Below are 13,882 nucleotides of genomic sequence, written 5' to 3'. Positions count from 1 at the left end.
CGGATACCCCCTCTTAACCAAGGACCCTAATTTGGCGCAACTCATGGTAAGTTGGCTGAACCAACAATTATAAAGAAAACATAAGCTTGGTTCATTCTACTGATATAATGAAAATAGCATGCCTTCAGTGTGACTCAACACTCAAGGCCTTCCCTAAAAAGTACATTGCTACAGGGTTCACAACATAAGACATAATAGGTACTATCAATGCAACAACAATACCTACGTGTAATAGTGGATTGTTAGGCAAATAAGGCGCTATTCAATTTGGAATAAAATACACAAGTGGCACTAATGCAATATAATTAATCAAAGCAATAAAAAACCGATTTAAATGTGTCATAGTTATAGCCCTAACCAGTAAACTTATGCCGTTGCCACTGTCACAACCACCACTTCAGTGTCATTACTTGCTTCAATACGAATATTTTCACTGCGTACCAAGCTCCCTTCACTTGCATCATAATACGCACCGCCATCCGTTAATACCGCATCACCTTTACTGACGTAAACCAATACATCGTTGTTCGAAGTGAATACTTCACCGGCTCTTAAACGCACAATGTCTATGATGGTTGAGCTATAAAAAATCTCAGTTTGTGTCTTATTTCCACCATAAATACGCGTTACTCCTTGCTGCACTGTATAATGCTTAAAACCAGCAGGCTCACCGAATTCATCCGGTAATACCCATAACTGCAATAAGCGGTTTTTGGTCATATCAGGGTTCACCTCATTATGCTCAAAACCTTCACCACCAGCACGCTGTACCTGCGCCTCACCGGCGACTAAACTTTGTCCGTGCTCTAACGAACCCTCATGACTAATACGCCCATCCATCATAATGGTGATCACATCAATTTCTTTATGTGGGTGCATGTGCGTTTCACCCATTGGGTTAAATTGAGCATCCGCTAGGTAAACAAAATTACCAATGCCTTCGAATGTATCTGGCGCTTTTCTACCTGCAAACACGCGACTGTCAGTCACTAAACGATGCTCAGTTAAACCGGCAAAGCCACCTAATGGTAATGATTCTCTTGTTAATACTTGCATCTATTTCCCCTTCGTAAAGTCATTTTATCTGGTTGATGTGGTAATAGTACGCTGTCTAATTAGATTGATAAATGCACGTTAATTGATATGATATTCTCATAATCAACAACAATTAGATGCTGACTTATGCAATATGATTTAAATGACATGATGGTTTTTTTAGCTGTAGTAGAAGCTGGTAGTTTCACATTAGCAGCAGAACGGTTGGGGATCCCCAAAGCAAATGTCAGCAGAAAAGTATCTCGCTTAGAAAAGCAGTTAGATATTACTTTGCTGGAGCGTTCTACCCGGTCACAGCACTTAACAGAAGCAGGTAAACATTATCTTATACATTGCAAGCGCATACATGAAGAGATTGATTTAGCGAATAGCTCAGTCAGTGAACAGTTACATCGTTATAAAGGCCAGTTAAAGATTGGCACATCGGTCGCGATGGGCCAACAAGTGTTGCGCCCAGCACTTGGCAAGTTTATGCATAAATACCCTGAAATCAACGTGCAGCTCAATTTAGTCAATCGACGAGTCGATTTCATTGAAGAAGGGTTCGACGTTGTAATACGTATTGGTCACTTAGAAGATTCACTGTTAATTGCGAAAAAATTGGGCAGTGTTTCACGTAAACTATTTGCTAGCCCACGTTACCTAACACAGTACGGTAACCCCACCTCTGCTGAGCAACTCATTGAGCATCAACTGCTGATTATGAACCCCGCGAGTAACGGCACAAAGTTAAACTTGAACTCAGAAGATGGCCAGTCAATCACCTTGGCTAACAAGCCGCGTTTACTCGTTGACGATTTTGCGTTGCTTAAACAATCCATAATAGATGGCTTAGGCGTTGCTGTACTGCCTGAATATATGTGTGCAAAAGAAGTAAAGGCAGGTAGCTTAATTCAGATCCTGCCCAAGTGGGGAATGCCAAAAGTTGATGTTTATGCACTATACCCTCGTAATCGAGCAAAGTTACCGAAAGTTAGTGCTTTTTTAGCCTTTATTGAAACGCTGTATCATCAAGTACTAAATGAATAAAACCAACTAAGTCACACTAGAAACGGTAGCTCACATAGGCACCAACTCCTTGTTTGTTGGCACTGTCAGCCGTAAAGCCATTCTCTTGCGGGTTAAAGCTCGAGTATTTCAAATACACTCCAGCATCTAAGCTTCTGGAAAGTGCATAATTCATTGACACTGAGGCTTCATGTGCGGTTGACTGAGTCATATCATTTAAACTCCTGAGTGTATAGTCAGCACTCACTACTACATCCTCAAGCACTTGATGCTGCACTCCTAGGTTAAACCGATATTCATCCGCGTTTTTATCGGTATGTTGTACATTCCAAAACACATATTGCGCACCAAATAGTAAGGCAGTATCTTGAGAGTAGACATATTTACCCATAATATCAGCACCGTAGCCCAGCACATCAACATTGCCTTGCCCCAATTTTTCGTACATACCTTTTAAACCTGCGCCCAGAGTCAGTTCAAGGCCTAAGTCACTATCTCCTCGGTCTAAAAATCGATAACGAGTATGCCCTAAGCCGATTGTCCAATCATCATTTAAGCCATACCGCGCATCAAAACCAACCTCAATACCGTCTTCATCACCGTTTTTACCGTAACCCAAAGCACCAACAACTTGTAATTCACTGTCTTGTACCGTCAATGAACGAGTGACGACATTACGGTCACTCAATTCACTCGCCTGACTTGCACCGATGCATGCCAGCGCAATTAAAAGAGAAAATTTATTTAACATTGTTATGTCCTATTACTTGCTTCAATAACAACGATAATACCGATACAACCTGTAATATTCGTGTATTCAGCTGTAGGAAAGTGTTCGCGAACTGTGAGAAAGTGAAAACTGTTCCGCACAACAGCTATCAACACAACAAATCGCCCAACTTGATATATTCGATGCCAATCAACTTAACTTTGTTTTATCTACCTGCACTCAGCATAAAACCATGGCCTCTGCGGGTAGAGCCTTATTTGATGTCAGTCGCACCTTAAAAACACAACAGAATGACTCAAGTCGTCTGCAAAAATACTTGCAAAAGTTTGGTATTAAGTGGGCTGATATCTCTTAACGAGCCTGACAGATAGATAAAGCTCCCCCATTCTCCTGCCACCCAGCCTGAGTAAAGTTGACGCATCATCGTCAACTTTTCCTGTCGATCACACAGTCACACAACATACGAATTTAAAACATACTTTAACTGTCATCTAAATGTTATTTTTTTGTGATATTTATGTGATGTTTATTATTTAACATCTACCCAACTCTTAGTTTTTATTATTTCAATAAAAATAAAAACATTAAACTCAAATGGTTGGAAAAATATCATGCCTAATTCTCTTCTACATTTACTGAAATGAATAGTAATGGCTAACAACGCAAAGAATAACAATTGAATAACCTATAAATAACAATTAAGCAAATTGAGTTTTCCGATTGCACTAATCGGTTTAATTCAAAATACATTACACAACATATTCCATACTCTTTTTATGGAACCAAGTTGTGAGAAAACGCACTTCAGCAACAGCAATGAATACGACGGTCGAACAATTATTGTATTCATGTGTATTGGCAACATCACCAATCCATGCTGTGCAATTGATAAAGTCATTCACGAAACGATTACATTCGTTTTAAAACAGGAACTGGGACAATGAAAAAACAGCAAGTATTTTCTAAATCAACTATCGCAATACTCACGGGACTCGCGTTAGCGTCAGGTGTCGTCGTTGCACAATCAGATCAAATAAGTAAACCAAAAGGTGCGCTAGGGAGCGGTATTAGTAAAGACGGCCATGCTAAATCTAATCAATTTTGGTGGCCTGACCAACTCGACTTATCCGCATTGAGAGATCACGATGTGCGGTCAAACCCATTAGGTAGCGACTTTGATTATGCCAAAGCATTTAAGGGCCTTGATTTAGCCAAAGTTAAAAGTGACATAGAAAAACTGCTCACTACCTCTCAAGACTGGTGGCCAGCTGACTTTGGTAATTATGGACCCTTTTTTATTCGTATGACGTGGCACAGTGCTGGCACCTATCGTACGCTTGATGGCCGAGGTGGGGCTGGTGGTGGGCAACAACGCTTTGACCCACTAAACAGCTGGCCTGATAACGGTAATTTAGACAAAGCAAGACGCTTATTATGGCCTGTAAAACAGAAATACGGAGAAGCATTATCTTGGTCTGATTTAATGGTGTTAGCCGGTAATGTATCTTTAGAAAGCATGGGTTTTGAAACATATGGTTTTGCTGGTGGACGTGCAGATGACTGGGAACCTGACCGAGTCTATTGGGGTCCTGAAGTTGAAATGCTCGCCAGTGACCGACAACACAAAGATGGAAAACTGCAACGCCCTTTAGGTGCCACTCATATGGGCCTCATTTATGTCAACCCTGAAGGGCCAAAAGGCAAACCTGATCCATTAGGCTCAGCAAAAAATATTCGCCATGCTTTTGCGCGTATGGCCATGAATGATGAAGAAACACTTGCTCTTATTGCTGGTGGCCATACATTCGGAAAAATGCACGGTGCACACAAAGCATCTAAATGCCTTGGAAAAGCGCCTGCCGCAGCGCCGCAAGAACAACAAGGTCTTGGTTGGAAAAATACCTGTGGTAAAGGCCATTCTGAAGATACCGTGACAAGTGGCTTAGAAGGAGCTTGGACCCAGCAACCAACTCGCTGGACATCATTATATTTAAGTAATTTACTGCAATTTGAATGGCAGCAAACGCGCAGCCCAGCTGGTGCAATTCAATGGGTGCCGACAGACAAGTCTTTGCATAAAATTGTGCCTGATGCCCATATTAAAGGTAAGTTTAATCCACCCGTAATGACCACTGCCGATTTGGCATTAAAATATGATCCGGCTTATCGCAAAATTGCCGAACGATTTTTAGCTGATCCCAAAGAATATCAACTCGCATTCGCGAAAGCATGGTACAAATTAACACATAGAGATATGGGCCCTACACGCCACTTTTTAGGTAACGAGGTACCTGAAGATATTCATATCTGGCAAGATCCCATCTCAGACAGCACTAAGTCAGAATTGAGATCCAAAGACATTAAACGATTGAAAAAAAGTATCTTAAATTCAGGACTGAGCATATCTGAGCGAGTACGTGTAGCATGGGGTGCAGCCGCCAGTTACCGTGATTCAGATATGCGTGGCGGTGTTAATGGCGCTCGCATCGCCCTTGCACCACAAAAAGGGTGGGCTGCTAATAACCCAGCAGAGGTCACCAAGGTCTTAAATGTTCTGAAACAAATACAAACTTCAGCAAATAAAGGCTTTTTGAAGCGCCGCCATGTGTCATTAGCCGACTTAATCGTACTCTCTGGTGCAACAGCAATTGAAGAAGCAGCTAAAAATGCGGGTACTAATGTGTCTGTCCCCTTTACCGCTGGTCGTGGCGATGCCAGCCAAGCACAAACCGACATCAACTCTTTCAACCTCCTCACTCCACATGCAGATGGCTTTAGAAACTACTTTGATACTGAAAAAAGTCATAAATCGCCTACCGAAATGCTCATTGATAAAGCGGATCAGCTCGACTTATCAGTGCCTGAAATGACCGTTTTAGTGGGGGGGTTGCGTGTTTTAAATGCCAATTACAAAGGCGTAACGCATGGCGTCTTAACAAACAAACCTGACGTACTTTCTAATGATTTTTTCATCAATTTGCTGGATATGTCTACTCAATGGAAAAAATCATCGCAACCAGGTGTATTTGAAGGTATCAATAGAAAATCCGAACAATCCAAATGGACAGCAACGTCGGTAGATTTGATATTCGGCTCTAATTCAGAACTTCGTGCAATTTCAGAAGTATACGCATTTGATAACTCAAAAGAGCGTTTTATTAATGACTTTGTAAAGGCATGGGTCAAAGTGATGAATTTAGATAGGCAGTAAACTCAATACTTGGCGCACCATTAAAAAGCTCGCAGTGAAAACATTCACTGCGAGCTTATAGTTTAGTGCAACAGGCTTCTGTATTATTTAAAAAGTCGCATTATAACGAACACCAAACTCACTGGCGTCATTGCTTTTAATTAATAGAATGTAAGCCCCTGTGTTTAAACGCGCATCGTCATAACGCTCATCAAACACGTTGCGTCCATACAGTGAGACTGTCCAATCCGCATTCATTGGCGCATACGAAATATCAAAATTTACTGTGGTACGTGAATCAATTTGCGTCATACGACGGACGTCTGAACTTGGCTCTCCATACATGCTATCACGATAAGATATGTCTAATCGGGTTGTCACTAATGCACTATTATTCAGCTCAAACTCATATGATGGACTGATAGACGCTGTAAGCTCTGGTGTTAAAGGCGCGACAGGTTTTACGCCATTTTGCTCTTCCACATCCACATCCATAAAGCCTAAGCTTGAATGCAAGGTGAAATTATCTGTGATTAAATACGTACTTTCAAATTCAATACCACGACTTGTTTGTTCAACGACTAAGTTATTTGTATCAAAGCCCGTATCAGTTACCACACTCACTTGATACGGCAAATCATCATATTCAGTATTGAAAAAAGCCACGCTCATACTAAAGTCATTCGTTAACTGGCCTTTAAAACCGGTTTCATAGTTAATTGCACTGATATTTTCACTGGCTATAAATGCATTGTTAGCACGTACAATTGCTCCAGCTTCTGGGTTATCAAACCCGCCAGTCCCGAAGAATTGATTAATCAAGAAGTAAGGACGTGCTGGATATTGGCCAGATTGATAACCCGTTTGCACCGTTGCATACCAGTTTAAGCCATTTTCAAAGGTGTAGTTACTTGCCACTTCCCATGACACATCATCCCACTCTCTGTGGGAATAAATAGTCCCTACTGGGTCAAATACATTGGTAGAAGCAGATTTTTCATCTTCCGTATAACGTACCCCCCCCGATAAACGTAAATCATCGGAGGCATCGTAGCCTACATTTACAAACACTGCGCGGCTTGTTGTTTCTTGGTCAAGCTCTAACTTCGTTGGCCCGCCATCAAAGCTTGCCTCAGAGGCACTCTGACGATTGCTACCTTCTTCGTTAAACCAATATAATCCGGTCACAAAGTCAACATTGCCTAAGTATCCAGTAAACTGCAATTCTACCGACGTTTGATCGGCAGTACCTCGTTCTGGGTAATGATCCAAGGCAAGCTGTGTCCCATCATCATCCAAACCCGCTTTATACTCAGAAGAGCGTTTACTAAAGATAAATTTAGTACCCAAATCTTCATTGATATCATAATCGAGGGTTAACGATAGACCATTTGCATTATTAGAGACGGTTGATGTTTCAGCTGTGCCTGTTGCGTTGTCGTACGGGTCTGCTGCAACATCGGAATTACGCAGCCCGTTTTGATACAAGCGGCCATTCGGCATTTCATCTATCAATGTTGTATATGGGCGCGTGCCCCCTTCACCATCATTTGCGTCTGCGGTAAACACCACGCGTAAATCATCACTGGCATTATATTTTAATGAAAAACGGCCGTGAAACTCTTGGTTCTCGCCAACATCAAATTCTGCATTTGGTAGGTTAGTGAATTCACCAAGCCCGCCGCGGCGATTAAAACCAAGGTTGAAGTTAAAAGCGAGGTCATCATTCACTGCTTGGTTGGTGAATATGCTCCCCTTCAAACGGCCACGCGTACCAACTTCAGCACTGACCTTAGTAACCGCGTCTTGATCTGGCTGTTTGGTGATAATGTTAATTGCCCCACCAATTGAGTTACGACCATACAAAGTACCTTGTGGGCCACGCAATACTTCGATGCGCTCAATGTTTGCTAGGTTCCAGTTTTGACCAACTTGGCGACCAAGATATACCCCATCAACGTAAACACTGACACCTGGGTCTGTCGTGATCAAATGGTCCTGAAGACCAATGCCGCGAATAAAGGGGTTTGCCGATGAGTTATGGCCCGCTGAAAAACCGGTGATATTCAAGTTTGGAACAAATTTACCCACATCAGTAATATCTGAAATACCCTGTGATGCTAATTCATCACCAGAGAAAGCGCTCATAGCAATTGGTACTTCGTAAATAACCTGCGAACGCTTCGTTGCAGTTACTGTTATCGCTTCGATTTTTGATTCTTTTTTGGCTTCTACTTCTTCGGCCAAAGCGGGTGTGATAGACAAGCTAGCCAATGCAAACGCCGTTGCAGCAGCGATAGGATTTAAGTGACAAACCCCTTTAATCGACTTATTCGTGATGGTCATACTTGCTCCTCATTAGAAACGGTTAATTTTTAATCTCGTGTGTTTTGGTTTCTCGCAAAGGCGCGCCAACCAAAGCGAAAGCAGCGATACATACATGATCATTTTTATAAAACACACGCGCACGAAAACGCCATCTACTAATGAGATTGCAATAATAAACGTGAGAAAATAAATACGAAAAATATAGCAAAAATCTGCTATTCGGTTGGGCGGACATTATACCCTTCCTTGCCTAATAAAAGCAATGGATTTTTTATAAAAGTAGCGCAAAATCACATTAACTTGAATAGAAAAACCAACTTTTATCCATTCAGTGAAATTATAAATCATATTTATTGGCTGTTCGATGGTAAGTATTTAACTGACTTTTTATAAGTGTAAGCGAAAGCACTGCTATGATGTGCATTTAGCATGGAACAAAGAAGATCATATTTCTCTAATATAATCTCTTCAATCTAGCAACTGCCAAAACACAATTTAAGGAAAGGAGAACTGCCACATCATCATTGAATATTTATGTATTAAGCCAAATAAAATGTTAAATAAAAGTAAAGCCAACTTAATAAAAAGCCAGCTTTTTTCAATAAAATTAATTTACTTTAAGAAACTGAATTGTCCTATATTAGCAACTAGAAACACCTTCACGACATGGATCACTTTGAGGGTTCACCCAAATCGTTTTTGTTTGTGAATCTGTATAACCGCTATTATCCGTCACTTCATATTTAACAGTGAAGCGTGTTGCAGTACGTACTTTAATTGGACTGATTGACGAACCTTTATATGCACCATTCAACCAAAATTTTTCAGAAACAATGCTACCATCACGGTCACTACCACTTCCAGAAACTCGCAACGCAGCTTCATATGCAGTGCCATCATGTAGAGCTCTCAATGTCAAGTTTGCTTTAGGTGTATAATCACATTGTGTACTTGTTACGGTTTGTTTTCCATAATAACGCAACGATGTAGTACAACTTTGTCCATGACTGTGTAACCTAATAAAGCTAGTCGTTGATGGTGTAACATATTGTCGGATATCTGTGCCTGACTGAGTTGTACAGCTAGCGACATAACCGCCATACACACTAACGTAATGGGTCTCACTACGACAATTAACAGGGTCATCACCCGCATATGCTAGACTGCTTAGAACTGTAGAACCAATCAAAAATATTGCTTTTTTCATTTTTTAACACCCTTGTAAGTATTTAATATTAATGCACTCCTTGCGCTCAAGATGTTTAATCACCGTTATTAGCTAATCCATATTTAATTCATACATACCAAGACTTGTATAGGTAATCAGCATACGTAAATACCCATATGATATTACATAAAGAAATATTTTAATGCCCAAAATACCAACTGGCTCAACAAAAGTACATGCACAGAGTGATGATAAAAATATACACACATAACATGACCAAAATTAAGACCAGACTTTAGAAATAGCTCAGTTCAAATATACACATGGAGAAAACATCATTAATAGAAATAAAAATGACCTCTCATGTACTATTCAAGATATTAAATATATAAAAATTCAAATCAACTAAAATTGTGTTTTTATAAACAACCAAAGGCAACGAGGCAAACATTAACAATCAAATAAAATTAAATCAAGCAATTTTTAATTGCATCTATTTAATTCACATAAACAACAGCACCAAACTACTCCATTCAAATATTGTACAGGTATAGAAAAGTTAAATTTCAAATATAAAAACATCTCACTCGTGAGTTAAAAATGAAATACCCAGCACCCTAGATTAATTAACCGTCCTATTTTTAATAGGTAAAAAATACGTTCCATAAACTTACCATCAACAAAGACAACATATAAAAGCCACGATACAAAAACAAGTAAATAATAAACGCTATTCTAGGGAGTACTTCAATTAACAATTGCAATAATATAAATTATTACCTATCGTGTAACACTGTTACTAATGGCGTTTCTAACATACTTCTCACTACAAATACGCCCCTATGTAACACACCTTTCTCACCAGACTAAAACACAAGCAATTAATAAAAAACAAAAAACCACACTTTTGTAACGCCTATCATCTATGGCTTAAAAGAAGACGGCACTTGTCGAGGCACTTCTTCAACAAATAGTGGCATACTTTTACTATATCTATGCCTGCTCCTCACGTGATGTAACACTATCACTTATTATCAAAGCATGAAAAATAACAACCAATCGCTTTTCAATGCAACAAACATGTAAACACATATCGACATCGGTGACATACCATATAAAGAACAACAACGTAGATATCATTAGATATTTAAGACACTATAAAATAGCCCTTATCACGCATTATTTTAGCACGGCTTAAAACGGACAATCACCATGTTACTTTCTACTCGCTTAGTTTCTTCCAGCTCACTCGTGTAATACGCGTGTAATAGATTTCAACAGCACAGTTTATGAAAATAGCGTCAATTACAGAATTAATCACAAGTATATACTATGAATACGATTGGCATCATTGGTGGTACAGGTCCAAGCGCCACCGCACAATTTTATCTCGATTTACAAAGGCACTTTACGGGTACCAAGTCTCGCCCTAACATTTTAATCAATAGTATCGCAGTGCCTCATGTATTGGAGCACGGTATACTACTTAACGGTGCCAGTGTTGACCCCTACAAAGACATACTCGTGAATGCAGCTATCAACCTCGAAAAAAGCGGTGCAACTTTTTTGGTGCTGCCTTGTAATACGCTTTCTTACTTTATCGACGATATAAAACGTGCCGTAAATATACCAGTGCTCAACATCATTAATTTGGCGATAAAAGCACTGGCACATAGCCAAATCACCAAAGTAGGATTACTCGCAACATCACAAACCCTAAATTATGGCCTATATACAAAAGCTGCCCGTTCTTATGATATTGAGCTTATACTTCCAAATTCGAGTCACCAGCACTATCTGGATAAGTTGATTCTTTCCCAAGTCAGTTATGCGCCCACTTTAACAACGACACATACACCGGAATTACTTATTGAAATTACCAAAGATCTTGCACAACACGGCGCACAAAATATTGTTTTAGGCTGTACTGATTTACCTCGACCGGCTAATTTGCCACTCATTGATCCTCTGTTATTACTGACTCAGGAAAGTATTAAACTCCTTTCGAAACAATCTTTAAGAATATAACAAACAAGACTTAGGCAAACGCTGCTCAGTAATCGGTGCACTATTTTTTTGCCCAGGTGCACCAAAGCCAAAAACCCGCACTCTATGGATAAAACTTCTAGTCTCACCAGTGATGTCAGTGACAATCACTCATAATGCCAGATGATTTTTACAGTAATGTTTTACAACATTAAATACGGACTACCTTCTCTCTTTTTAGTCATTATTTACATTTTGCACCGTGTATTGTTCAATCAAGCTATCCATATTTTCAGCTGCATCAGAAATACGCAGAGCCGCTAATGCTATTTGTTCTGCGCCGGTCACATTCTCTGCCGACTTGTTAAATATGACTGCAATATGCTCACCCACATCACCAATCGCTTCACTTTGCTGCTGAGTACTGATTGATACTGATTCCGTTACTTTTTCAACCTGTTGTGCCTGAGTCACTATTTTATTCAACGCACTCTTAATCTCTTCGGCACGCTCTGCCGCTTCAATCGCATTTTCTTTTCCTTTAATAATGACCTCTGATGCCTCTTCTGAGCTTGCTTGCAACTCTGAAACCAACGACGATATTTCTTCTGTTGATTTTTGTGTTCGACTCGCCAAGCTTCTTACTTCATCTGCAACAACCGCAAATCCTCGACCTTGTTCTCCAGCTCTAGCAGCCTCTATCGCGGCATTCAATGCTAACAAATTTGTTTGTTCCGCAATACTGCGGATCATTTCAACCATACTTGAAATACTGCCAACACGCTCATTTAACGCATCAACTGCAACTGCTGATTTGGCCATATCATCTGATGCATGCTGAATCACAATAACAGCGTCACTCACTATTCTTTGACCATGAATCGACTCATTTGCTACAACTCGGGCAGCGGCTGAATTCTCATTCATTGAATGTGCAATCATTTGAATACTACTGCTCATTTGCTCAGATGCCGCAGCTATGGTTTTTATACCATTTTGCTGCTCAACTAAATTATCTTGGCTTTGTGCTATCGCTGTCGATGTTGCCTGTGTCGCGCTTGCAATCTCTGTTGCCACTTGTCCAAACTCCATCAAGTCACTACCAAACTGCATCGTTAATTGGTTAATATTTTCAGCCGACTTCCCCAATTCATCAAAGCTGGTAACTTCTATTTCGTGTGCTAAGTCTTTTTTATAAATCGCGATTTCAATACCACTGGCTATCTTCTGTGATTGACTAAACCGCATCCGAATCGCCATAAATAACGCAAAGGTGATCAGTAAACCTAAAACAAAAACTATTATTTCAACGACTAACACAAAAACCGTTGCTTCATATATCTCTTTTGCAGTCTCATCAACTAACGTCAACGCGCGCTCCTCTGCTTCTTTCAACACATTAATGCGTGTCGTTGCGGCCCTAAACCACTGCTCAGGGTCAACGCCAAAGTTACTTTCTTTACTTTCAATTTTTAGTCGATACGCATTCACTGCCGTATTGCCACTTGAAGACAGTGCTTGTTCAAATACGTCTTTCATCATCTCTGGTGAGGCTTCAAGCGCTTCATGTAGATATACTTCCTGCTTGGTGCGTAATTGTATATATTTTGCTTTTAATGTATAACTGAGTTTGTCACTGCTAAATACATTGGCTAAAACTGCCCGTTCAATACCAGCAGATTCTTTCGCACTAGAAAAGTTATAGATAGAAAAAAGTTCAGCTGCGATAATATGCTCATTGCTTAAACGCGATGCAGTGATCACGATATGCAAACCTTTCTCATTAATGCCGGTATAATATTTCAACATTTCGGAGATCGGCATTGCTTGTGCATCGACTTTGTCTCTTACCCGATCGAGTTTTTCAAAATGTCGTAAAAACTCACGCAACTCTCTTTGCATCGTTGCAGACAACTGCCACTTAACTTGTTTTGCGCGCAATTCTTTAATAACACGATCTGTAGCTGCTCTTTGTTGAGATAAATTAGCCTTAAACTTACGCCCTTTCGAGGCAATAAGCCCCGCTGATGCGCCCCGTTCTTTTTGACTTTCATGCACCACGCCTAATATTGCATGACTCAAAAATGCATTATATTCTGCCTCATATGCATCATTCATTCGCTTCAATGACATTGAAACATCATAAAAGACAACAGCAGCCAGCAGAATACAAGGTAATAAAGCAACAAAGGTTAAATGACTAGAAATATACTTAGATATCGCTCGGAGCATGACACATCCCAATAAAGTATTCGCAGCTATGACTACGATTTAACCTATAGGATAGATCACTATTTCATATTGAGACACTAAATAAGCGAATAACCTTATCAATCACACGGCGACTGACAATACAGGTGCCATTATCTAATCGCGAGAATGAATCCCAAATTAACAATGAGTTATAGTATGCAAG

9 protein-coding genes are annotated in these 13,882 nt (G+C 40.0%); 3 read left to right on the top strand and 6 right to left on the bottom strand.

Annotated features, from left to right (window positions below; all coding sequences use genetic code 11):
• Positions 1–366: 366 nt before the first annotated feature.
• Complete coding sequence (locus J8L97_RS20860) at positions 367–1,056, bottom strand: pirin family protein (RefSeq protein ID WP_211052554.1); 690 nt, start codon at positions 1,054–1,056, stop codon at positions 367–369.
• 126 nt (positions 1,057–1,182) lie between these two features.
• Between J8L97_RS20860 and J8L97_RS20855 the strand changes: the two genes are divergently transcribed.
• Positions 1,183–2,085, top strand: coding sequence for a LysR family transcriptional regulator (locus J8L97_RS20855; RefSeq protein ID WP_211052553.1), 903 nt, complete (start codon positions 1,183–1,185; stop codon positions 2,083–2,085).
• A gap of 16 nt (positions 2,086–2,101) precedes the next feature.
• On the opposite strand, the gene J8L97_RS20850 is transcribed toward J8L97_RS20855, so the two are convergent.
• Positions 2,102–2,815 carry a hypothetical protein gene (locus tag J8L97_RS20850; protein WP_211052552.1) on the bottom strand — a complete coding sequence of 238 codons (714 nt, stop codon included), beginning with the start codon at positions 2,813–2,815 and terminating at the stop codon, positions 2,102–2,104.
• Positions 2,816–3,543: 728 nt separating this feature from the next.
• Positions 3,544–3,696, bottom strand: a complete 153-nt coding sequence (locus tag J8L97_RS20845) for a hypothetical protein (protein WP_211052551.1) — start codon at positions 3,694–3,696, stop codon at positions 3,544–3,546.
• 38 nt (positions 3,697–3,734) lie between these two features.
• Here J8L97_RS20845 and katG point away from each other — a divergent pair, with 38 nt between their 5' ends.
• Positions 3,735–6,005, top strand: a complete 2,271-nt coding sequence (katG, locus tag J8L97_RS20840) for a catalase/peroxidase HPI (protein WP_211052550.1) — start codon at positions 3,735–3,737, stop codon at positions 6,003–6,005.
• A gap of 87 nt (positions 6,006–6,092) precedes the next feature.
• Here katG and J8L97_RS20835 read toward each other — a convergent pair whose 3' ends face one another.
• A complete protein-coding gene (locus tag J8L97_RS20835) occupies positions 6,093–8,330 on the bottom strand; it encodes a TonB-dependent receptor (RefSeq protein WP_211052549.1) in 2,238 nt (745 codons plus the stop codon).
• A gap of 622 nt (positions 8,331–8,952) precedes the next feature.
• Positions 8,953–9,519 (bottom strand): hypothetical protein, encoded by a 567-nt coding sequence (locus J8L97_RS20830; protein ID WP_211052548.1) that lies wholly within the window; start codon positions 9,517–9,519, stop codon positions 8,953–8,955.
• Positions 9,520–10,812: 1,293 nt separating this feature from the next.
• Here J8L97_RS20830 and J8L97_RS20825 point away from each other — a divergent pair.
• A complete protein-coding gene (locus J8L97_RS20825) occupies positions 10,813–11,508 on the top strand; it encodes an aspartate/glutamate racemase family protein (protein ID WP_211052547.1) in 696 nt (231 codons plus the stop codon).
• A gap of 195 nt (positions 11,509–11,703) precedes the next feature.
• Here the strand turns inward: J8L97_RS20825 and J8L97_RS20820 are convergent, their stop codons facing one another.
• Positions 11,704–13,698: a methyl-accepting chemotaxis protein gene (locus tag J8L97_RS20820; RefSeq protein ID WP_211052546.1), complete on the bottom strand. Its 1,995-nt coding sequence runs from the start codon at positions 13,696–13,698 to the stop codon at positions 11,704–11,706.
• Positions 13,699–13,882 lie beyond the last annotated feature (184 nt).

The sequence above is a fragment of the Pseudoalteromonas sp. MMG012 genome, assembly GCF_018100875.1.
Taxonomy (GTDB): Bacteria; Pseudomonadota; Gammaproteobacteria; order Enterobacterales; family Alteromonadaceae; genus Pseudoalteromonas; species Pseudoalteromonas aurantia.
This window is presented reverse-complemented; position numbering and strand designations above follow the sequence as displayed.

Coding starts and splice junctions, on each gene's coding strand:
- J8L97_RS20860 (WP_211052554.1), bottom strand. CDS start 1,056: ATGCAAGTATTAACAAGAGAATCATTACCATTAGGTGGCTTTGCCGGT.
- J8L97_RS20855 (WP_211052553.1), top strand. CDS start 1,183: ATGCAATATGATTTAAATGACATGATGGTTTTTTTAGCTGTAGTAGAA.
- J8L97_RS20850 (WP_211052552.1), bottom strand. CDS start 2,815: ATGTTAAATAAATTTTCTCTTTTAATTGCGCTGGCATGCATCGGTGCA.
- katG (WP_211052550.1), top strand. CDS start 3,735: ATGAAAAAACAGCAAGTATTTTCTAAATCAACTATCGCAATACTCACG.
- J8L97_RS20835 (WP_211052549.1), bottom strand. CDS start 8,330: ATGACCATCACGAATAAGTCGATTAAAGGGGTTTGTCACTTAAATCCT.
- J8L97_RS20830 (WP_211052548.1), bottom strand. CDS start 9,519: ATGAAAAAAGCAATATTTTTGATTGGTTCTACAGTTCTAAGCAGTCTA.
- J8L97_RS20825 (WP_211052547.1), top strand. CDS start 10,813: ATGAATACGATTGGCATCATTGGTGGTACAGGTCCAAGCGCCACCGCA.
- J8L97_RS20820 (WP_211052546.1), bottom strand. CDS start 13,698: ATGCTCCGAGCGATATCTAAGTATATTTCTAGTCATTTAACCTTTGTT.